Annotated in this window: 20 protein-coding genes; 5 read left to right on the top strand and 15 right to left on the bottom strand. The window is 55.8% G+C overall.

All coding sequences use genetic code 11. The features are described 5' to 3' along the window. Nucleotides 1–66: 66 nt before the first annotated feature. Nucleotides 67–759 carry a DUF4396 domain-containing protein gene (locus Q1K31_RS15040; RefSeq protein ID WP_300381288.1) on the bottom strand — a complete coding sequence of 231 codons (693 nt, stop codon included), beginning with the start codon at nucleotides 757–759 and terminating at the stop codon, nucleotides 67–69. Between the two features lie 64 nt (nucleotides 760–823). Further along, nucleotides 824–1,354 carry a hypothetical protein gene (locus Q1K31_RS15035; RefSeq protein WP_300381285.1) on the bottom strand — a complete coding sequence of 177 codons (531 nt, stop codon included), beginning with the start codon at nucleotides 1,352–1,354 and terminating at the stop codon, nucleotides 824–826. 560 nt (nucleotides 1,355–1,914) lie between these two features. Here Q1K31_RS15035 and Q1K31_RS15030 point away from each other — a divergent pair. From Q1K31_RS15030 to Q1K31_RS15010, 5 genes are all read left to right on the top strand, one after another. Further along, the gene (locus Q1K31_RS15030) at nucleotides 1,915–2,760 is read left to right on the top strand and encodes a hypothetical protein (protein WP_300381283.1); all 846 of its coding nucleotides are present in this window, start codon (nucleotides 1,915–1,917) and stop codon (nucleotides 2,758–2,760) included. 10 nt (nucleotides 2,761–2,770) lie between these two features. After that, entirely contained in the window at nucleotides 2,771–3,070 is a 300-nt protein-coding gene (locus Q1K31_RS15025) for an acyl carrier protein (RefSeq protein WP_300381281.1), read from the top strand. After that, entirely contained in the window at nucleotides 3,067–4,581 is a 1,515-nt protein-coding gene (locus tag Q1K31_RS15020) for an AMP-binding protein (protein WP_300381278.1), read from the top strand. Before Q1K31_RS15025 ends, Q1K31_RS15020 begins: the two co-directional genes overlap by 4 nt. Further along, complete coding sequence (locus Q1K31_RS15015; RefSeq protein WP_300381275.1) at nucleotides 4,578–5,936, top strand: hypothetical protein; 1,359 nt, start codon at nucleotides 4,578–4,580, stop codon at nucleotides 5,934–5,936. The genes Q1K31_RS15020 and Q1K31_RS15015 overlap by 4 nt, the downstream gene beginning before the upstream one ends. Nucleotides 5,937–6,231: 295 nt before the next feature. After that, complete coding sequence (locus Q1K31_RS15010) at nucleotides 6,232–6,456, top strand: hypothetical protein (RefSeq protein WP_300381273.1); 225 nt, start codon at nucleotides 6,232–6,234, stop codon at nucleotides 6,454–6,456. Nucleotides 6,457–6,599: 143 nt separating this feature from the next. Here the strand turns inward: Q1K31_RS15010 and Q1K31_RS15005 are convergent, their stop codons facing one another. From Q1K31_RS15005 to Q1K31_RS14945, 13 genes are all read right to left on the bottom strand, one after another. Continuing rightward, on the bottom strand, nucleotides 6,600–6,950 hold the full coding sequence (locus tag Q1K31_RS15005) for a DUF411 domain-containing protein (protein WP_300381270.1): 351 nt from the start codon (nucleotides 6,948–6,950) through the stop codon (nucleotides 6,600–6,602). Nucleotides 6,951–7,113: 163 nt separating this feature from the next. After that, on the bottom strand, nucleotides 7,114–9,336 hold the full coding sequence (locus tag Q1K31_RS15000; RefSeq protein WP_300381268.1) for a copper-translocating P-type ATPase: 2,223 nt from the start codon (nucleotides 9,334–9,336) through the stop codon (nucleotides 7,114–7,116). Nucleotides 9,337–9,520: 184 nt separating this feature from the next. Further along, nucleotides 9,521–10,588: an acyltransferase gene (locus tag Q1K31_RS14995; RefSeq protein ID WP_290749251.1), complete on the bottom strand. Its 1,068-nt coding sequence runs from the start codon at nucleotides 10,586–10,588 to the stop codon at nucleotides 9,521–9,523. 3 nt (nucleotides 10,589–10,591) lie between these two features. Then, a complete protein-coding gene (locus tag Q1K31_RS14990) occupies nucleotides 10,592–11,737 on the bottom strand; it encodes a DUF2231 domain-containing protein (protein ID WP_300381265.1) in 1,146 nt (381 codons plus the stop codon). 9 nt (nucleotides 11,738–11,746) lie between these two features. After that, nucleotides 11,747–12,550 (bottom strand): copper resistance protein B, encoded by an 804-nt coding sequence (locus tag Q1K31_RS14985; protein ID WP_290749255.1) that lies wholly within the window; start codon nucleotides 12,548–12,550, stop codon nucleotides 11,747–11,749. Then, nucleotides 12,547–14,394, bottom strand: a complete 1,848-nt coding sequence (locus Q1K31_RS14980) for a copper resistance system multicopper oxidase (protein ID WP_300381259.1) — start codon at nucleotides 14,392–14,394, stop codon at nucleotides 12,547–12,549. The genes Q1K31_RS14985 and Q1K31_RS14980 overlap by 4 nt, the downstream gene beginning before the upstream one ends. A gap of 59 nt (nucleotides 14,395–14,453) precedes the next feature. Continuing rightward, nucleotides 14,454–14,837 (bottom strand): hypothetical protein, encoded by a 384-nt coding sequence (locus tag Q1K31_RS14975; RefSeq protein ID WP_300381256.1) that lies wholly within the window; start codon nucleotides 14,835–14,837, stop codon nucleotides 14,454–14,456. A 121-nt stretch (nucleotides 14,838–14,958) separates the two neighbouring features. After that, on the bottom strand, nucleotides 14,959–15,717 hold the full coding sequence (locus tag Q1K31_RS14970) for a glutaredoxin (protein WP_300381334.1): 759 nt from the start codon (nucleotides 15,715–15,717) through the stop codon (nucleotides 14,959–14,961). Between the two features lie 5 nt (nucleotides 15,718–15,722). Then, nucleotides 15,723–16,283 carry a DUF305 domain-containing protein gene (locus tag Q1K31_RS14965; RefSeq protein ID WP_300381253.1) on the bottom strand — a complete coding sequence of 187 codons (561 nt, stop codon included), beginning with the start codon at nucleotides 16,281–16,283 and terminating at the stop codon, nucleotides 15,723–15,725. 266 nt (nucleotides 16,284–16,549) lie between these two features. Further along, complete coding sequence (locus Q1K31_RS14960) at nucleotides 16,550–17,506, bottom strand: DUF5996 family protein (protein ID WP_300381249.1); 957 nt, start codon at nucleotides 17,504–17,506, stop codon at nucleotides 16,550–16,552. 18 nt (nucleotides 17,507–17,524) lie between these two features. Further along, nucleotides 17,525–18,082, bottom strand: coding sequence for an NADPH-dependent FMN reductase (locus Q1K31_RS14955; RefSeq protein ID WP_367187593.1), 558 nt, complete (start codon nucleotides 18,080–18,082; stop codon nucleotides 17,525–17,527). 11 nt (nucleotides 18,083–18,093) lie between these two features. Then, nucleotides 18,094–19,056, bottom strand: coding sequence for an ion transporter (locus tag Q1K31_RS14950; protein WP_300381246.1), 963 nt, complete (start codon nucleotides 19,054–19,056; stop codon nucleotides 18,094–18,096). 16 nt (nucleotides 19,057–19,072) lie between these two features. Further along, on the bottom strand, nucleotides 19,073–20,275 hold the full coding sequence (locus Q1K31_RS14945; protein WP_300381244.1) for a low temperature requirement protein A: 1,203 nt from the start codon (nucleotides 20,273–20,275) through the stop codon (nucleotides 19,073–19,075). Nucleotides 20,276–20,310: the final 35 nt, after the last annotated feature.

The raw sequence follows: 20,310 nt of genomic DNA, 5'->3' as shown, positions 1-20,310 counted from the left end.
AACCGCGCCTGCTGTCGTTCGCCGTCGCTAGCCTCTCGCCAGTTGTCAGGCATACTCCTGCTCGGTTCACGTGGATGTCTCTGCAGGTGCCGTTATACCGGCCCCGAGGAGCCAGCGAACCATGGGGAAGGCAGTTGCAAACCCCAGCAGGAGCCCGCCCCACATCACAAACCAGAATGCGATCGTGGTCGGTGGATAGCCAAGTACGAATGCGACAAGCAACATGGTCGCACCCATACCGGTATCGAAAGCGATGATGGCTAATGTCGAAAGTCTTGTAGCAACCCACCAGCGTCGGCCTGTGGAACGAATTTGCCCGGCCAGAGTCAGCGCCCGGTACTCGAAGATTATGAGTATTGGCAACGCGACAGCCGCGATCAGCAATATCATTGGCCATACCCCTTTTCCGGCAATTGTAATGCCTGTGACCACAACGATGGGGACGGCGATGAGGTGACCAATAAATGAGGCAGCACCCCCGGGAATAGTTTCCCTGGCTGCTGTTTCATCAAGGGTTAGCTCACGGGGTGAACCGTTGCGTTGCTGCCAGTGTTTTGTGACGGGTCGCCCCCATTTGTAGTAGGCAAACAGTGCGAGCGGACCCGCATAAACAGCGGTAATGGGCCATATCGCTTCCCAGCTTTTCATGGGCTGACGGTGTCCGCCAAGATAGGTGTCAATGAGAATAATAGCCGCGCAGAACAGACCTATGCCTGTGACAGACCAGGCAGTTATCGTTAGCCATAGGGGAATGGTCATCAGTTTATCCTTTCAGTCCTGACTCCCGGTGGAGGAGATGAGGATCTCGATTGGCCTGAGGGCGTCACTGGGTTTTATGTGGTAGTCCCTCGCCCATCGGTACGACCAGATGGGCGTATGGGGTTTCCGCCATCATGACCCAGGGTGTCCCACCGGACGGGACAGTGGGAAAACCCTGAAAGTAGGCGTTGTCCGGAACGATAAGCATGCCGTGCGGGGGGATATACATGCCATCCCAGCTCATTCCCTGAAGCATGTAGGCAAGGCCGATACGCTCGATTGTTGGTAGTTTCCCTTTGGTGCGTGCGTCCAGGTAGGCCCGGAATTCCGAGTCGGTGCAAACAGGGTCATTGCCGCTCGGCCCCGCTATTCTGCAGACCCATTCGCCCTCACCCTTTCTGAGTACCTTTCCATCCCGCGATATGACGGTCGCCTGGCGTGCGACGCTTTCGGGGGCAGCCGCCAGGATATCGGCAACGGATTCTTGCCCCGTATCATTATTGGGTTCGGCAGTTGCGGTCTGTGAGAGTAGAAATCCACACAGCGGAACCACCATGCTTTTCATTAATTTCGAGCTCGATAATCTCATTTTCATGTCTTGCCTCTCCTGAAGCTTGCTGACCCGGCCGGCCCGGTGAAGTTTCGCTTACCGTTGACGCGGTATTGAAAATTGTTGCGTCCTTGTCGCGATGAGGCCTTCGCACGGCCTGTCTTTCTGATTTCAGGATGCACCCTAAGCTCCGTACCACGGTACGGAGTCAAGTGGCATAAGCGCCGCTGTAAGGACGACATGCAATGAAAGGGTTTTCCGGTAAGTTCTACTGAATGTTCTGGCCAGAGATAACCCGGAAGTCGTGTTGTTAACTGACTATTGCAGGGGCTGGCGTGCGACGCTGGTGTCGTTGCTTTGGTCCGGAATTCCCAGCGATGTGTTTGCAGGGCTAAGGCTTTGATATCGATGAACTCGTTTTCAATACGCCCGCCGTCTGCTCTGCTCCCTGAAACCACTTAGCAACACATCACTGTTCGGCGGAAATCGCGGCGTTTTTATAAATTAACGTAATGGCGATATATTTGTGCCCAAAAGGATAAAGTGTCCAGCTATTATGGATCAATCTGGGTTCTTCTGGCAATGACTGGAGGTATGCTTCGCCGATGCAGTATCATGAAGTTTCAAAGAGAAATTGGGAAGAAGCCGTTTCCCTGTTGTGCGAAGGTTTCCCCGAGCGCAATGCTGACTTCTGGAATGCCGGACTACAGAGGTGGTCTAAAGTTGTTGGAGACCCTTTCGCAGGTCCAGTGGGAATTCTCACCTGTGACGAGGACGGTAAGGCGCAGGGCGTCCTCCTTACTTTCAGAGCACCCGAAATGTGGAGCTCCCACCAACAGATCAACTTTTCATCCTGGTACGTGAGGAAGAAATACCGCGCATTTGCCCCCATTATTCTCAAACGACTTAGCAATGATGAAACCAAAACCTTCACCGACTTTACCCCGAACAAGCCAGTGCAACAGATGTTGAGGGGGCTCGGCTACACTGAATATTGCCTCCGCCAGCTCGGTTATTGGACACCTGTTCAAGCGCTTAAAAAAGGTGCTCCGGCACTTCAAAAGGCAGAAACGATGCCTCACGTTTCAAGTGACCCAAGGCTCATGCGTGCGTTAGACGATCACTCCAAGCTCGGTTGTATTGTTTTAGGCATTCAAACGCGGTCTGCCGTCTCCCCAATCGTCCTGCGGCCCAAAACACGCAAACGCGCTGTGAAATCTGCAGAGATAATTTACTGTCCCGACGTAGCTCTGATTGCGGCCAATTTGCCCGGAATATCCCGACAGCTCTTAAGGCGAGGTATTTTGGTTCTGGAAACAACTGTTCCGGTTTCCATGGAGTCCCCCGCTTCTTTTTTTGATTGGGGAGAGGCTTCTGCTTTTGTGAAAGGTCAATGGCAGGCATGTCAAATTAACCAATTATATTCAGAAATCCCTGTATTGGGTATCTAGCGAGGGAACAATGATCGAGAAGCAGGTAAAAGCTACAGTAGAAAGCGGTGCAGATGTAGCAGCTAGGCAGGCAAGCGAGAAGATCGGGCTCTTTATTCTAGAGCGATTTCCGGCATTTGCCGAGACTTCCTTTGATGAGGCGACGCCGCTTCTGGACGAGGGTCTTATCGATTCCCTTGGCATGATCGAACTCGTGAGCTTTCTGGAAGAGACATTTGATATTGAGATGGAGGACGAAGACTTCCTGCCAGAGAATTTGGAAACACTCCGTTCACTTTCCAAGCTCGTCATATCGAAGCAATCGAGATGAAAACCTATCTATTGCACCACCTTCTTCTGCAGGAGCAAGACGTAAATAAGGCCGCTCTCCTGGCAAAGAATGAAGTGGTATCCTATGGACTATTTAGGAAGCGATCGAACGCGCTTGCAGCTGAGCTTTTCAAACGCGGGCTGAAGCCGGGCGATAGGTGCGTTGTTTTCCTGCCAAAAGTGCTAGCTGAGTGCTGGTCAATATTCGGCGTAAGCGTGGCTCAAGGTGTCGTGGTTCCGGTGAATTCGCTGCTTAAAGGGCCGCAAGTTGCTCATATTCTCACGGATTGTGAAGCGCGCTTTCTGTTGACCACCAGAGACAAATTTCATTCATTCTCACCAAGTGTCGTAGATGCTGAAACCTGCGAAGTTATTTTTGTCGACGAGCTGGATTTGGATGCAGGGAGCACCGCGCCTGTGGATGTTCGGATCGGCGAAGACTTGGCTGCAATCCTGTACACCTCTGGCTCGACAGGCCTTCCGAAGGGGGTAATGCTCTCACATCGAAACCTTTTGGCGGGTACGCGAATTGTGTCCAGCTATCTGAGAATAGGTCCCACTGACCGTCTCGCCTCAGTCTTGTCCTTTAGCTTCGACTACGGCCTTAATCAGCTTCTAACCAGCGTTGCGAATAATGCTAGCATTGTTTTAGTCCCGTTTCGCGTTGGAGAGGATATTGTGCGAGCGATCCGGGAGTTTGACATCACTGGCTTGGCCGGAGTGCCGACTGTTTGGTCGTTACTAATCGCTAGTGCACCTTCATTGAAACGGGAACCACTGCCGGGTTTGAGATTTCTCACTAATAGTGGGGGGGCGGTGCCGCAATTGACCTTGGACAGACTGCGGGAGAGGTTGCCGGAAACTGAGATTTTTTTGATGTACGGGCTTACAGAAGCCTTCAGATCGACGTTTTTGTCACCGAACGAAATTGATTCAAAGCCGGGATCCATCGGGAAAGCTATTCCAGAGTGTGAGGTGATGGTGCTACGCGACGATGGTGAACTGGCTCAGCCAGGAGAAACGGGTATCCTGATCCATCGCGGACCGACTGTGTCGATGGGCTACTGGCGCTGCCCCGAAGCTACGGCAAAAGTAATTAAGCCTAATCCGTTGAAGTCCCCTAATACAGGGGTCGATATGGTTTGCTACTCAGGCGACCGCGTGCGTATCGACGAGGAGGGCTACCTATATTTTGTGGGGCGTAACGACTCCATGATCAAGACATCAGGATACCGCCTTAGCCCGACTGAGGTTGAAGACGCTCTGATGATGACGGGCGCGTTTTCTAGCGTTTGCGTTTTTGGACTACCTGACAGTGTTCTTGGGCAAAGGGTGCACGCCGTAGCGACTGCAACTTCAGACGAGCCGGTCGAGACTCGGGCAATATTGAGCCAGCTCTCCAACGTTTTGCCACCTTATATGATCCCGAGGCAGATCGAGGTGATCGACAAGTTACCACAAACACCGAACGGGAAAGTCAATATAAAACAACTCGTCGAGGAGCGGAAATGAGCCGGAGGTCCTCAAAAATTCAGGCTCAGACTTCAAGAGGTTCGCATCCAGATTCATCCCTTGAGCGGCGCTTGATCGCAGAGCACTGGGGCGTTGAAGGTGGTGTTCTATGTATTGAGGGATGCCCTCTGCCGGATTTGATGACGCAATTTGGAAGTCCGTTATATGTCTACAGCGCCAAAACGATGCGACAGCAGCTAAAGCTTTTGCGGGACCATATCGGGCATGAGTTTGACGTGTATTTTTCGGTTAAAGCCAATCCAAATCCAGCTGTGCTCGAAGTTTTCTGTGACGAAGGTTCGGGACTGGAGATAGCGTCTGCTGGCGAATACATTCGTGCCGTGCGAGCGGGAGTATCTACGGATAGAATATTGTTCGCAGGGCCCGGAAAAACGGACGAAGAGCTTTGCTATGTCATCGAGCGTGGCGTCGGTGAAATTCATGTTGAGTCATTTGACGAGATTGCGCGATTAGACAGAATATCTCGCAGATTGAAAAAGGAGGTGGCGGTTTCTGCCCGCGTTAACCCTGACATTAGCGTTCAGGGCGGTGCGATGCGTATGGGCGGCGGTGCTACGCCGTTTGGCTTTGATGAATCGATACTGGATGAAGCGATTAGCCAATTTGGCAGCGCCAGATTTCTTTCTCTCAAAGGCCTCCATATATTCTCAGGAACGCAGATTCTAAAAGTTGAAACACTTCTCGATCAGTGGAACTATGGAGTTTCATTGGCTCGACGCCTGCTCGAGGGGGGCGTGCCGATCGAGACCCTGGACTTAGGTGGCGGTCTTGGTATTCCGTACTTTCGAAACGATCAGCCGTTGGATCTGCGATCGCTCGCATCAGGAGCACGTGTTCTGCTCGAGAGGATGCGTGAAGATCCCTACTTAAAATCGCTAAAGCTTGTCATTGAGCCGGGGCGCTTTCTGGCGGGACCGTCAGGTCTTTTTGCTACTCGTGTGACTACAGTGAAGGCCTCGCGGGGCGAGAATTTTACGGTTACGGATGGTGGTATGCATCATCATCTCGCTGCGTCAGGAAACCTCGGTCAAGTCATCAAAAGAGACTATCCCGTCATTGTCGCAAATCGACTGAATGAAGTTTGCGATACGGAGCAAAAAATTGTCGGACCTTTGTGTACTCCACTGGATACTTACGGTCGCAAAACGGTGCTTCCCAGCCCGCAAGTGGGAGATATGATCGCAATTCTGCAGTCAGGGGCATATGGGTTAAGCTCAAGTCCAGTAGGATTTTTGAGCCACCCAATGCCGGCAGAGGTTTTGGTCGATGGCACAGACGTTCGTCTGATTCGCCCGAGAGGGACTTTCGAACAGCCGATTTCGCCGTTACCATAACTTGATCCATCCCCTGAAATTCCGGCCATGAATCTTCAGACTCCTCGACACATAGAGGATGACATATACGTAAACAACGATTGTCCGAAGAACAGATCGTTGGGATGATCCGGGAGAACGGTTGGACAGGCGAAAATCGATGAACGTGCTGACAGTCAGTAAGGCCACGATCGAGCGCCCGACGTTTCGCTTCGGATTTTGCACTTCTTTGCCGCTATTCATTATGGTCGTGAAACCTCTATAGGCAAGGATGGCAAGCGCAACACCGGCCAGAATCTCCGCCAGAGGAGCCGGAATGGGCGAACCCGCTTTCAGCGGGCTGGAAGCTGAAACCGACCGCCCACAAAGCCACAAGCACAAAGACGAGTATCCCGCCTATCTTCAGGATGGCGGGAACCATGGACATGCTTCCGATCATACTGTGGCCAGCGATATTTATGGCAAAGGCAGCGATGATGAGCCCTCTGGCGAGCAGAGGCACAAGAAGCCCACCTCGATGTCAAACAGCTGCAAGGTGTAAGTGGTCAATGTGCGGGCCACCAGGCTTTCATTGATGATCATTGAAAAGGCCTTCAATAGGGCTTCGGTGCCGGTTATGACACCTGTGCGCATGCGACTGCGCCGGCGCCTGTCAGTGAGCCTTTGCTGTTCTGGCTGAGGAATTCATGAGCCGTCCGGCTCAGTCACAGGGCTGGTGCCGACATAAATGGCGTATGACCGTGTGCCTTTGTCGGAGAACAGCAACACGTTATAGAGATCGGGCGGATAAGAAGTTTCCATGCCTGGGGAGCCCAACGGCGTGCCGGGAATCGAAAGCCCGCTAGCGTTCGGTCGCTCGCTCAGCAGGCGGTTAATTTCCTTTGCGGGGACATGGCCCTCGACAATATAGCCGCAGACTTCGCCGGTATGGCAACTCATCAGTTCGTCGGGGACGCTGAGATGGGTACGGGTTGGTGTTAGCTCTTCATGTTTCCTCACGACGATGTGGAAACCATTGTCCCGAAGATAATTCACCCATGCCGTGCAGCCGCCGCACCAGGGGGGTAAACAGTATCAGTCTGAGCATTGGCCTGTGATGGGGCCAAGAAGAACACCCAACTCGCCATAAAAGCCATGATGAGCAGGACTTCGCTGGCACTTGCGAAAAAGATTTGTCTCACAACACCTTTCCTTTCACTCAGAGTTTCAGGCCTCGAAGCCGCAGCGCATTCGCAATCACGGAAACCGAGCTGAGGCTCATTGCGGCCGCTGCGATCATGGGGCTGAGCAACAGACCGGAGAAGGGGTAGAGGATACCCGCCGCAACCGGCACACCGAGTGAATTGTAGATGAAGGCAAAGAAGAGGTTCTGGCGGATATTGCGCATTGTCGCATGGCTGAGTTCACGTGCTCTCGCGACGCCAATCAGGTCGCCTTTGACCAGGGTCACACCTGCGCTCTCCATGGCAACGTCGGTGCCGGTGCCCATGGCAATGCCGACATCGGCCTGGGCGAGGGCGGGGGCATCATTGATGCCGTCCCCGCACATGGCGACACGCGCGCCACCCTTCTGGAGATCTGACACGATGCGGTGCTTGTCTTCCGGCGAGACGTCGGCATGGACTTCGTCAATGCCGACCTTTGCGGCCACGGCGCGGGCCGTATTTTCGCTGTCGCCGGTGAGCATGACGATCTTAAGGCCCTCGGCGTGAAGACGCTTGATGGCTTCAGGCGTGGTTTCCTTGACCGGGTCGGCCACGGCGACGAGTCCGGCAGGTTTGCCATCGACGGCGACGAACATCACCGTCTGTCCTTCCGACCGGTACTTGTCCGCGTCCGCGCCGAGATCACCGGACCAGGCCCCGATACGCTCCATCATCTTGCGGTTACCGATGGCCACACGCTTGCCGTCGACTTCGGCCTGTGCGCCTTCACCGGTGACGGACTGAAAGTTCCGGGCCGTCTGGTCTGGTGCGCTGTGCGTCTCCGCCCCGCGGACGATGGCTTCGGCCAGCGGATGCTCGCTCGAGCGTTCAACAGCGGCAACCAGCCCGAGCAGCGCTGTCTCCTCCAACCCATCTGCGGGCTGGATGCGCACAAGTTCAGGATGTCCCAGGGTCAGCGTCCCTGTCTTGTCAACGATGATGGTATCGACCTTTTCGAACGTCTCCAGTGCTTCGGCGTTCTTGATCAGGATGCCGTTCGAGGCACCCTTGCCGGTTCCGACCATGATCGACATGGGTGTCGCGAGACCGAGCGCACAGGGGCAAGCGATGATCAGGACTGCGACGGCGTTCACGATGGCGAAGGCCATGGCCGGATCCGGTCCAAATATGGCCCAGATGATGAAGGTGATGATCGATATGGCGATCACGGTTGGCACGAAAACCGAGGACACAATATCGACGAGGCGCTGAATTGGCGCGCGCGAACGCTGGGCGGCCGCGACCATCTGGACGATCTGCGACAGGAGCGTTTCCGCGCCGACATGTGTGGCCTTCATGACCAGTGATCCGGTACCATTGACCGTCCCGCCAGTGACTCGCTCGCCTTCAGTTTTCTCCACGGGGACCGGCTCCCCGGTGACCATGGATTCGTCGACCGGGGATCGTCCCTCGATCACTTCACCGTCGACCGGGATTTTTTCGCCTGGGCGAACGCGCAGGTGATCGCCAGCCCTGACTTCGGCAAGGTCGACTTCCTCGTCACTGCCGTCCCCGGCGATCCGGCGGGCGGTCGGTGGAGTGAGTTCGAGGAGCGCCCGGATTGCGCCAGAAGTGGCATGGCGGGCGCGTAGTTCGAGCACCTGTCCGAGAAGGATGAGTGTGACGATCACCGCGGCGGCCTCGTAGTAGACCGCGACCGTACCGCCATGCCCTCTGAAGGAATCAGGGAAAATACCAGGTGCGACGCTCGCGACCAGCGAGTACAGGTAGGCGACCCCGACCCCCATGGCGATCAGGGTGAACATATTGAGGCTACGGCGTTTCACCGAGTCCCATCCACGGGCAAAGAAGGGCGCGCCGGACCAGAGAACGACCGGTGTCGCCAGACCGGCCTGAAGCCAGACACCCCAGGATGGGTCGACCCAGCTTCTGAGTGGACTACCGGGAATCATCTCCCCCATGACAAAGGCAAGCAGCGGCACCGATAGCGTCAGGGCAACCCAGAAGCGCCGTGTCATGTCATCGAGTTCGCTCGTATCCTGTTCGGCGGTTACTGTTTCCGGTTCGAGTGCCATGCCGCAGATCGGACATCCTGTGTTCGACATTTCGCGAACCTGCGGATGCATCGGGCAGGTCCAGATCTTGCCAGCATAATCGGCAGGGACATTGTCATAGGCGTCGTCAGGTTTCTCAGCTACCGCATTGTCATGATGATGACAGGCATGGTCATGATGAGGTTGCTCGTTGTTGCTCATGGCTCTGACCTTTCGGCAGGGATGGAGACAGACGGTTTTGATCTTCAGACCGTTTATTGATCAGCCGATATGATCAATCCGAAACGCTGGATATAATACCCCTACGGGGTATGTGCAATGCAACTCCGAACAGAATTTTCGCCCCTGTTCGAACTATGGAGCGGTGGGCCGCCGTCTTCGCATGCTAGTCTGACAGCCTGCCCGATCTGCGCCGCCAGCGTTTGAGTTTCAGGGCTGGTTTCTCCACCAGGTGCCAGGAGGTGCCAGCGCATAACAGCACAAGTGGTGTCGAGATCGCGAGGAGGAGTGCTGGAGGCATATCCCGGTTGGACATCAGGACGCTTTGCAGGACCGGATAGTGCCAGATATAGATGCCATAAGAATAATCGGGCATCCTTGCGAAGCGGTATGAAGGACGTGCAACCAGCCCAAATTGCATGAGACACGCAGCAAGAAGAAGATTGGCGAGCAATTCGCCAACCGCGCTCCAGCCGAACAGGAGAAACGCAGCCAGCGCCAGAAACATGCCAACAGGACCCGGTTGCCGCAGCTTTGGAAAGTGCCAGAGCACCATGCCGATCAGGAAAGCGGTCGTGAACCGGAACAGGGAAATGACACCCGACGGTAACAGGTCGGCCAACGGTGGATGCTGGATGGCAAGATAGGCAAGCTGCGAAGCGACAAGCAGCGCCACTGTTGTCCCAGGTCTTTTCAGTGCCCCCAGCATGAATCCGATTGCGGCGAGCAGATAGGCCAGGACTTCATAGCGTATGGTCCAGAGCGCCCCATTGAAGACCGGCTCGGGTGAAGCATGGAAAACCCCGCCGGGGCTTGTCAGTGGATCGCCCATAAGAAGGGTGCGTGTGACATAGGCCCAGGGCTCTGCCTGGCCGAGATACGCGATCCCGCGAGGCCTCCCGAAGAGCGGTCCAAAAACCAACAGAAGCGCGATTATCAGCAGGATGAAGGCAGGATATATTCTCAATAACCGTGATCGGGCGTAGCTGGCGAGTTCGTTCCGGGTCGCCAGACTCTTGGCAATCAGCAATCCGGAGAGGATGAAGAAGCCGTTCACCGCCAGATAGCTGAAGGTCCAGTCATGTATGCGTGTGGGTTCATACCCTGTCGGAATCATCCATGCATGGCCAACAAGCACAGCGCCTGCCAGGAACCATCGCAACAGTGTGAAATGGTTCGTACCGAAAAGCGGATCCTGTTGAGGACCCGCTCCGGCATCGTTTTCCGGGGCCACGGTCTACCGCCGCGACGCTCTTGAGGATGAATGCGTGTGAACGACATTCCAGGCAGTGCCGATCTTACGGAAAAGCATGGTCTGCTTGCCCGTCCGGTCGAGCCTTTCTCCGCTGGATGCAAGGGTGCCCGTGACGGTCGTATCTGCCACAGCCCAAGCGAAATTGTCGCCCTCGAAGTGGATATGAATATTTGAGAAGCCCAGGTCGAGATCCGGTATCGCGTCCTTTTCCGGTTCGACATGATTTTCAACGAGATCATCGAGGCCGGTATTCCCGCCACCGGATTCGAAATACCTTGCTCCGTCCCAGTCCTGGAAATGAGTGCGGAAAGGTTCGCCGTTTCCGTTTTCCCAGCCTGTCTCGACGGCATTGATTATGTCGAGAATTGCTCGCTCGTCAGCAGAGGCGGGCAAGGGATCATGGTGGCCATCAGAGTTGTCATGTCCGGCAGGAACACCTGTTGGTGTGTCGGGACCGGCATGGGTGTCCTGATCGTCCGCCGAACTGGAATTGCCAGCAGAACCATGATGCCCGTCCGAATTGTCATGCCCGGCAGGCTTTGAATCAGGCGTGCCGGCTTCAGCAGGCTCTGGTTCTTCAGGCGACGAAGTCGCGCTGCCATGATGTCCGTCAGCATTATCGTGGCCCTGGCCAGATTCAGATCCGCCACCATGATCGTGATCGTGACCCGGGCCGCTCGCTTCCGGCAGGCTCTGCACACCAAGACCATATTTGTAGACAATGGTTCCGCCCCACCAGGCGGTGACCGTGAGGAGTCCGGCAACGATCACCGCCGCAAACGTGAAGAGGGTGCCCGGAGCCGAGGCCCTGCGGACCCAGCGCCAGGCTGCGAGTGCGAGCAGGGCAAGACCGCTTGGGACAGCCCAGTTCCGGTGGGTTGTCATCGCTTCATGCGAGGGGCCGTCATGCGCGACGCTATAGTAAGCCTGAAAGCCTGCAGCGATGGTTGCAATGACCGCGACGGACGCCAGTGCCAGCATCCAATCTGCTGCCGGGCGGAGATTGTCACGCATACGCCCTGCAGGCAGGAAAAGTGTGCCGATATAGGCAAGGGCTGCCGAGACACCCAGGGCATAGGTAAAATGTACCAGGATAGGGTGGATGTTCGGTTCGATCAGGTTTTCCATAATGGCCTCCTAGTACCAGGTCCGGAGGCCGATAAGGAAAACCGCCTGGTTTGCCTCGCCGCCTGCGGCTTCAATCATGTCGCGGGTCCCGCCAAAAGCACTTTGCCATTCGACGCCGATATAGGGACCGAATTCGCGGCGAATATCGTAACGGAGCCGCACACCGGCATTGAGGCCGGTCAGACCCGTCCCAAGTTCGCGTTCAGGGATGTCCTGTGCGGAGAATTCTATCTCCGCCCGAGGCTGCAGCACGAGGCGTTGCGTCAGGTGCAGGTCATACTCCGCTTCGCCCCTGGCCGTCAGGTCACCGTCCGTACTGAGGAAGGCGGCACCATCGACTTCGAACCAGTAGGGCGCGAGCCCCTGAAGGCCAAGGACCGCATGGGTTCGCCCTTCCGGTTCAAGGTCCTGACGCAGACCCGCCTGAAGGTCGAAGTAACGGGTAATTGCACGCGACCAGAGCGCCTGAACCTCCGCGTCCTCTATCTTGCCGGCATCAAGGGATACATCGCCTTCTGTTTTAACCCAGAACTTGTTGATGTCGCCGCCATACCAGCCCTGACCATCCCAGAGCAGCGTGTCCTCATCGTCTGCAAACTGGACTTCGAGCCTGTCGGCCATGATCATGAAAGCCGGTTGAGCACCGCCTTCCGCCTGAATGTCCTTGCGAGCCTCGGTCATGGCTTCTTCGCCATAGATGGCTTCAGCCTGATTCCAGGGCGCCGTTTGTGGTGCGTCTTGTGCGAGGGCTGTTCCAGAGCCAATAAAGGAAAACGCGGTGAGCAGGGTCAGGCCTGTCGAACGGAAAGTCATGAGTGTACCTCCCCGTGATTCATGTTCTCATGATCCATGGACGCGGTCCCGGTGTCAGCCGGAGCTTCCGGGATCACGCTCACGACCTGCATCATGCCAGCGTGCATGTGGTATAGAAGGTGGCAGTGAAATGCCCAGTCGCCGACATGCTCCGCGGAGATGTCGACACTGACCTTGTCTGCCGGTTTCACGATCACCGTATGCTTGCGGGGAAGATGATGGCCGCCGCCATTGACGAGATCGAAGAACATGCCGTGCAGGTGGATCGGGTGCGGCATCATGGTGTCATTGATCAGGGTCAGGCGAACCCGTTCACCTTCATAGAATTTGATGGATTCGGTTACCTCGGAAAACTTCACGCCATCGAAGGACCACATATAACGTTCCATGTTCGAGGTCAGATGAACGACGATCTCCCGCCCGGGCGGTCTGTGGTCCTCGTTCATCTCAAGTGCACGCAACTGGCTGTATGTGAGCGTGCGGTGAGGAACGTCATCAAGACCAATCCCCGGTTCGTCCAGCCGGCTCATTGGCATGGCCGCGACATTGGCCACCCCTGGGCCGCGCTGAATGTCGGCCTCAAGCTTTCTGGCGGGCTGGACGGATGGTCCGTGCGGGTCCGGCTTCATGGCCATGTTGCCCATCTCGTGACCGCTCATGCCGCTATGGTCTTTGGTGCCGGACGTCATGTCCTCACTGGCATCATGATCCATGCCTGACACATTGCCATCGTCCATACCGGACATGCCGCCCATCATGCTGTGATCCATACCCATGTCCCGCATTGTGAGCATTGGAACCGCCCGCATCTCGGGTTCTTCTGCCCGCATTCCCGGACGCGGGCCCAGCGTAGCAACAGCCTGGCCTGAACGATCGATGGACTCTGCCACAAATGCATAGGCGCGTTCTTCGGTGGGCTCCACGATGATATCGTAGGTTTCAGCCACGCCCATCTGAAACTCATCGGTCTCGACAGGCTGTATGTTCAGCCCATCAGACTGAACCACGGTCATGGGCAGTCCCGGTATCCTGACATTGAACAGGGTCATGGCCGCGGCATTGACAATCCTGAGGCGAACTTTCTCGCCTGGTCGGAAGACCATGTTGAAATTGTCTTCTGTCGACTGGCCATTGATCAGATAGGTATAGGTTGCCCCTGTGACGTCAGCGAGATCACGCGGGCTCATGCGCATCTGTCCCCACATACCACCAAGACCTGTCGGTTCGGTGAGGGTCGGTTGATTGAAGTTCAGGCTTTCGGCATTTTTCTTCAGCTTGCCGTACAGCCTGTGAGGGCTGGTAAAACTCCAATCGCTCAGAACGAGAACATACTCCCTGTCATACGCGACAGGATCGGCATCTTTTGGATCAATCACGATCGGACCATAATGTCCGAGCTGTTCCTGTAGACCGGAGTGAGAATGGTACCAGTAGGTGCCATTCTGCGGAATCCTGAATTTGTAACTGAACGTCTCGCCGGGCTTGATTCCCGGAAAACTGACTCCTGGAACACCGTCCATGTGAAATGGCACCAACAGTCCATGCCAATGAATCGAAGTGTCTTCATCCAGCCTGTTGGTGACGTTCAGCGTGATATCGTCACCCTCCCGGAACCGGAGCAGGGGAGCCGGCAGCGTGCCGTTTATGCCGGTCGCCAGGCCCGCCTTTCCGCCTACGCGCACCGGGAATCTCGATATATCCAGGTCGAATTCGGTGCCGGCGAGCGAGGGAATTCCGAGATTTCCGCGGCTCGCTGATCTCGCCCAAGCGGGCAGGAGGCTGGTAGCCCCGTAGGCAGCGCCAGCACCAAGCCCCGCCTGTAATACATGTCGTCTGTTGAGCACGTCGATCTCCGTGATTTGAGTTGGAATGCGTCGGGCCGCTTGCGCGGCGCGGCGCGAACTCAGTTCAGAAGACGGGTTTTTAGCGTAACAGGAGTTTGAAACTTCAGCACCGGTCTGCCACCATATCGTATGGCGATTGCAATGCTGCGAGACCAGAATGCCGGCATGAGGCGTGACGTTAAGGGCAGGAAAACCGGTTTGCTCTCGCCAGGCGATATCGTCTTGGCGGCTGCTTCAGGTTGCGCGACAGCGGCGGCGTGCTGATTGCAGTGACGGCGATCTTTCTCGCATGGCGCTTCACGGTCGTTCGTATGGACCTGGTGAGAATAAGGGGAAACGCCTTCCGCCGGATCGGAAAATGTCGAACTGAGATGAGGGCAGCCGCAGATCACCTGCGATAAGGTGAAGAGTATCGTTACGAGCGTTGCGGCAAACACGTTCATACGCGAACCATATACCCCATGGGGGTGTTTTTCAAGCAACACTTTTGTCGGCAGAAAATGGAGTGCCCGACATTCCTGGAGCCGGTGTCACATCAGGCTTATGGACCGGTTCAGGAACGCGCTAGCCGATCAGCGCCTTGATTGGCATCCAGAGTCCCATGGCCATCATGACAAGGTTTTCCGAAAGTGAGATGAAACCTAGCGGGACGTTCGAATTGCCACCGACACAGGCGCATTTGAGCTCCCGCTTGTCGATATAGACGGCCTTGAAAACCGAAATGGCGCCCACAGTGCCGATCAAGAGGGCGATGGGGGCACCGATCAGGCCCAATATCCCGCCTGCGATCATCAATACGCCGGCAGTCGCTTCGCCAACTGGATAGACGTATCCATATGAAACCTGTTTCTGGGCCAGGAGATCGTAGTTCAGGAACATGGTCGAGAAGCTTTCGATATCCTGAAGCTTCTGGACCGCCAGTAAAGTCATGGCGAATGCGGCAAACCACTCGATGGTCCGGATGGTGATAAGAGTACCCAGCGTGCCCCATGCAACCATTAGCGCCATCAACGCACTGACCCCGAATATGACGAGAACAGGCGTGTAAGTCGTTTCGTCCGCATTCTTCCGGTAGTCGGTAAAGCGTTCCCGAAGTTCCTCATAGCCGCCCACGCGCTCGCCATTGATGAAGGTTTGTGGTGTCGTGTTGACATTGTGTTCGCGCTGAAAGGCGTCTGTTTCCTGACGGGTTTCAAGGTGGTGGTCTTCAACCTCGAAACCCTTGCGCTTCAGAAGCCATTTGGATTTGAGCCCGAAAGGGCAAAGGTGCTCGTCCATGACCATGCGATAGAGAATGGCCTTCTCGCTGCTTGCCTGGGACATCATGCTTACTCCTCTCCAACATTGCTTCCGGCGGGCTGTACGGGATCCAGCTGGCCCTCGAAATCAGGCACGGGGCGGGTGGCTGCCTCGCTTTCGGTTGCTGCCGGACCGTTCGCGGCGATGTCGGAGATCAGCCATTCCATTTCCTTGATCTCACGGCGCTGCGCGGTGATGATTTCATCAGCGAGTTCTCTCACGCGAACATCGTCAATATTGGCGCGTTCACTGGTCATGATGGCGATCGAATGGTGCGGGATCATGGCCTCCATGTAGGAGCGGTCCTCCACTGTGGCCTGGCTGCGAACGAGCCAGAGGGCCAGCACGAAAACGACCGCCGCGCCGGCATAGATGCCAAGATTGACCCGCCGGTTCCTATACATGTTCAGCATGAAGCTCAGCATCACGACGGCCATGGCCGCACCCATGATGAAGGCCATGTAGAAGCGCGTCTCACTCCAGCGGACATGCTCCCAGGCATAGGTGTTCAGATACATCAGCCCGAGCATTATGGCCGCTGAGGTCGCAATCATCGCGGCAAACCGCCAATAGCTGGTTTTCATCTTCATCGTGTTATTTCCTCGATACCTATGGGGGGTATAAGATCACCAACGGAGGAAACCCGGACTGGTTCCGGGATGTGATATGAAGAAAGGCAACGTAGTTTGCATGGCCTTTTCGTAACCACGCGTCCGCGTTCAGGAATTGTCTATCGGATCAGAGCTGCGAGCTCTCGGTCTGACAAAAACGGACAGCCATTCACGTTCGTCGCAGACCGTCATCGATGGGGGACGCGGTATTGCACGGTTGCGAGAACGCTCATTCCGTCACGCGTTCAGACGTTTACTTTGCGAGGAATTCGCGGCATGCCGAAATCGCATTCCAGGGTTTCCCTGTCCCAGTTCAGCAAATCGGCCGTCACGGCATAGGTTGACTGAAGAAAGGACAGGAGATCACTCTCGGGAGATGCGCTTTTCCTTATTGCCTCATATGGCAGCACAAATTCTCCAAGCGATGGTTCAAAGTAGGCGGACGCTGGCGTGACCGCATGATCTGAAAAGTCAGGCGGGACCGGATAGGCGTAGGAATAGAACATAGGTTCATCGACATCACCTCCGCCTGGCCAGAACCCAGCAGAAGACACTTCATGGCTGTAAGCCTCTTGTGTGATTTCGTCGGGCAATGCTGGAACGCCACCTGGGTGTAATGGAGCCTCTTGGCCAGAAAAGCGCGTGACCGCAAGATCGAATGATCCCCAGAACAGATGCACAGGCGAGACCTTGCCAAGAAAGCCGGTCCGGAACTTCTCGAACACCTGGCTGATCAACAGCAACGCCCGGTGGTATCGCCCGACAGCGCCTCTGTTGTAAGGGCGCACAACATCATCCTGGCTAAAGGGTCTGGCGTCCGGGATTTCGTTGGGCGCGCCATGTATGTCCATGTGGCCTCCCAATGTTTCAACCAGGCTGGTCGTCCTGGTCAGGAAATCCGCAACACTCATATCCTCAAGATCGAAATGTTCGGTACGGTCCGCACTCTCACCGACAAGGCGATGTTCCTTCAGGTCGAAAGTCAGCGTGATCGAGTTATTACCGTCCGGTACCGGACCGGTCGTGATGCCCCGTGGCGTGACATAATAGGTTGCGTGCCAGGCGTGGTTGATCCACGGCGTATGGGCGAGCCGGTACTTGCCAACAATCTGCGTCCACAGATGAAGCGCTGCACAAGTGTCTGCCCACTCGGCATAAGGCAGGACTGGCCAGTCATTCGCCTCGGAGATTTTTCCCGCCATTTCAGCTTTCCTTTTCCGTCAGCGTTGCGATTGTACAAACCTGGTGAAGCCCAGAAGAAATCGCCGCAGGCGCTCCAGTGTTTTTTCATCTGTTAGTTCGCCGGTCTCGCCGAAGACATCGGCAGCCCGCGAAACCATCAATCGACCTTCGAACCAGGGCCGGGTGCCCAGCGTCCGCAGAACGCTCAGCCAGGCATCCTGCGCAAGCATTGTTCCAAACCCACCCGGGGACGCTCCCGCAAGAGCAACCGGTTTGCCGCCGAATACGCCTAGGATATCTGCTGATGGCCGGCTCGCCCAGTCGATTGCATTCTTGAAGACACCGGGGATGGAATTGTTGTACTCCGGTGTGAAAAGTATGAGTCCATCCGCAGCGCTTATCTTTTGCTTCAGGTCCTGAACGGCTGGCGGTATCCCGTCCGTTGCCTCGTCATCCCCATTATACAGCGGGATGCCCGATATGGAGCCTTTTTCCAGAACAGCTTCGGCAGGCATCAACTCCTGCGCGGACCGCAGTAGAGCACTGTTGAGAGAACCTTCCCTGAGGCTCCCTGAGAGTCCCATTATCCGGATCATCTGGCTTTCCTTTAAATTGTGCTCGACGCCTCTTGTTCTGGAAGGAACTCATGTCCGCACCGCGGGCATGTGCATGCCCGTGTCTGAGGAGCTTCACGTTCAATTTCCTCGCGGATCTGTTCAGCAACCTCCCGGGACACGCCAAGCCGTTTTCTCTGAAGTTCTATCTCCAGTCTCTCATACTCGTCCAGTTCGCCATCGGCGAATGCGCGCCGGTAAAAGGATTTCATGTCGTCTCGCCGGCGGCGAACATGATCTGCCAGGCCCGAGGCGATGATACCGGCCGGAAGCGCCGCCACGCCTATCCCGATAACTGTGACAAGGCCGCCAAACATACGGCCCAGCGGGGTAATTGGCGTTACATCACCATAGCCAACGGTCGTCAGGGTCACCAATGCCCACCACATGGATTCCGGTATCGATCCGAAAGCTTCCGGCTGCACATTGTGCTCGACAATATAGGCACCGCTGGCGGCCAGGATGAGCATGATGAACAGGATGAAGAACCCAGCAAGCAGCGTGCTTGCCTCTTCCTTCAAGACAATCAGAAGGAGGTTCATCGCGCTGGAGTAGCGCGTCAGTTTGAATACTCGCAACATCCGCACGGCGCGCAGGAAGCGAAGATCTACGCCGATAAAGTGAGCCAGGTAGAAGGGCGCGATCGCGAGAAAATCGACAACAGCCATCGGGGTCAGCATGTAGCGTAGCCGTCCCCATCTGCCCTGGTAGCGCAGGTCTTCGCGACTGACCCACACACGCCCGACATACTCAACAGTGAAGACACCAACCGAGAAGGTGTCGAAGATTATGAAAGCGACCTTGTTGGCTTCATAGATCCCGGGAACGGTCTCGATTGCGACGACGACAACATTCAGGGCAATCAGAACGATCAGTGCGATGTCAAGATAGCGCGACAGAGGCCCACTCTGCTCGGTACTTTCCAGCAATCGGTAGGCGTTCGCTCGCAGGCTCATGTCAGCCTCCCTGCGCCTACAGCGCTTGCACGGGTTTGTGCGCCAGTCTTGCGCGAAGCAGCGGGATCAGAATCTGACTGAACAGCGCTGTCCCCCAAAGCATATTGCCGACAATCGAGGGAACGTATGGCACAATGAAGAATGTGGCGATGCTGAGCGCGATACCGAAAGCATGGAGCAGTGGCGTGGCGTACTGGTGGATGTCGGATGGCTCTGTGACAGACTGAATGATCCAGACGGCACCTATATAACCAGCCAGACCGATACAGCCGACGGCCCCGTAATCCACCGGAAACGGGTCCATGAAGCCGATCTTCACCTCGCCCGCGACGGCGACCCCGATCATGACCCCGCACAGCATAAGGAGAAGGTGCGCCAGCCACCAGATAACCAGGGTTGGGGTTCGCTCATTCCTTGGGTGGCTGTTGCCGACGGTTTCGAAATAGACCCAGCAGGCTGCAAAAATCGATAGTCCGCCGATTATGAAATTGATCAGGATATCCGGCGTTACCTTGTAGACGCCCTTTTCCGACAGGGTGACAACGAGTTTGAAAAAGCCCTCGCCAAGGACGATCAGTGTGAGCAGCGCAAAACGTTCTGCGAGATGACCAAGTCGCGGCACGAAACGCTCAAATCTCAACAGACCGACAAGAGGGAGAGCATATAGCAACTGGATTGAAATCACGCCGATCGCGAAGACCCAGAACGCAGCCGGCTTTGGCAGGAAGGCGGAAAGCGTGAACACCGCCGCCAGCACCAGGAAGTTTCTTCCCATTTCCCGCGGCAGGGCCGACGCGTCTTCTCCAATATGCTGGACACGGTAATAAAGCAGAGCCAGCAAGGCACGGTTTACTGCGAAGGCCAACGCAAAATAAGGCCAGCCATTGCCCGTAATGGCGGGGATCGCCGCGCCCATGATCATGACTGTACAAATGAGGACAGCCATTACGACGCGATGCCACGCATCGGTACTGATGTAGAGGGAATTATAGGCGCTCAGATCGGCCCATGCGAACCACAGCGCTATGAAGACACCAGCAAATGTGAGCACACCCTGAATATCAAGGTGATGGGAAAGATAGTTTCCAAGAATGAAGATCGTGGCGACGTGGATCAGATCGTAGAACAGCTCGACCCAGTGCACATGGTCGCTACGTTCACCTGCCTCGAAGTGATGCTTTGGCTTCGTCCAGAGTGATTTTGCGCCTTCGTGCGACATATGGCGTTCCCCCTCGTGCAAACGCGTGAATGCGG

This window comes from Henriciella sp., assembly GCF_029936995.1.
Classification (GTDB): domain Bacteria; phylum Pseudomonadota; class Alphaproteobacteria; order Caulobacterales; family Hyphomonadaceae; genus Henriciella.
This window is presented reverse-complemented; position numbering and strand designations above follow the sequence as displayed.

What these genes read in the sequence shown, in the direction of transcription:
- Q1K31_RS14960 (WP_300381249.1), bottom strand. Translation starts at nt 17,506, where the DNA reads ATGGCGGGAAAAATCTCCGAGGCGAATGACTGGCCAGTCCTGCCTTAT.
- Q1K31_RS14965 (WP_300381253.1), bottom strand. Translation starts at nt 16,283, where the DNA reads ATGAAGATGAAAACCAGCTATTGGCGGTTTGCCGCGATGATTGCGACC.
- Q1K31_RS15015 (WP_300381275.1), top strand. Translation starts at nt 4,578, where the DNA reads ATGAGCCGGAGGTCCTCAAAAATTCAGGCTCAGACTTCAAGAGGTTCG.
- Q1K31_RS15040 (WP_300381288.1), bottom strand. Translation starts at nt 759, where the DNA reads ATGACCATTCCCCTATGGCTAACGATAACTGCCTGGTCTGTCACAGGC.
- Q1K31_RS15025 (WP_300381281.1), top strand. Translation starts at nt 2,771, where the DNA reads ATGATCGAGAAGCAGGTAAAAGCTACAGTAGAAAGCGGTGCAGATGTA.
- Q1K31_RS15010 (WP_300381273.1), top strand. Translation starts at nt 6,232, where the DNA reads ATGGGCGAACCCGCTTTCAGCGGGCTGGAAGCTGAAACCGACCGCCCA.
- Q1K31_RS14985 (WP_290749255.1), bottom strand. Translation starts at nt 12,550, where the DNA reads ATGACTTTCCGTTCGACAGGCCTGACCCTGCTCACCGCGTTTTCCTTT.
- Q1K31_RS15020 (WP_300381278.1), top strand. Translation starts at nt 3,067, where the DNA reads ATGAAAACCTATCTATTGCACCACCTTCTTCTGCAGGAGCAAGACGTA.
- Q1K31_RS14950 (WP_300381246.1), bottom strand. Translation starts at nt 19,056, where the DNA reads ATGAGCCTGCGAGCGAACGCCTACCGATTGCTGGAAAGTACCGAGCAG.
- Q1K31_RS15000 (WP_300381268.1), bottom strand. Translation starts at nt 9,336, where the DNA reads ATGAGCAACAACGAGCAACCTCATCATGACCATGCCTGTCATCATCAT.
- Q1K31_RS14975 (WP_300381256.1), bottom strand. Translation starts at nt 14,837, where the DNA reads ATGAACGTGTTTGCCGCAACGCTCGTAACGATACTCTTCACCTTATCG.
- Q1K31_RS14970 (WP_300381334.1), bottom strand. Translation starts at nt 15,717, where the DNA reads ATGTCCCAGGCAAGCAGCGAGAAGGCCATTCTCTATCGCATGGTCATG.
- Q1K31_RS15030 (WP_300381283.1), top strand. Translation starts at nt 1,915, where the DNA reads ATGCAGTATCATGAAGTTTCAAAGAGAAATTGGGAAGAAGCCGTTTCC.
- Q1K31_RS14945 (WP_300381244.1), bottom strand. Translation starts at nt 20,275, where the DNA reads ATGTCGCACGAAGGCGCAAAATCACTCTGGACGAAGCCAAAGCATCAC.
- Q1K31_RS14955 (WP_367187593.1), bottom strand. Translation starts at nt 18,082, where the DNA reads ATGATCCGGATAATGGGACTCTCAGGGAGCCTCAGGGAAGGTTCTCTC.
- Q1K31_RS14990 (WP_300381265.1), bottom strand. Translation starts at nt 11,737, where the DNA reads ATGGAAAACCTGATCGAACCGAACATCCACCCTATCCTGGTACATTTT.
- Q1K31_RS15035 (WP_300381285.1), bottom strand. Translation starts at nt 1,354, where the DNA reads ATGAAAATGAGATTATCGAGCTCGAAATTAATGAAAAGCATGGTGGTT.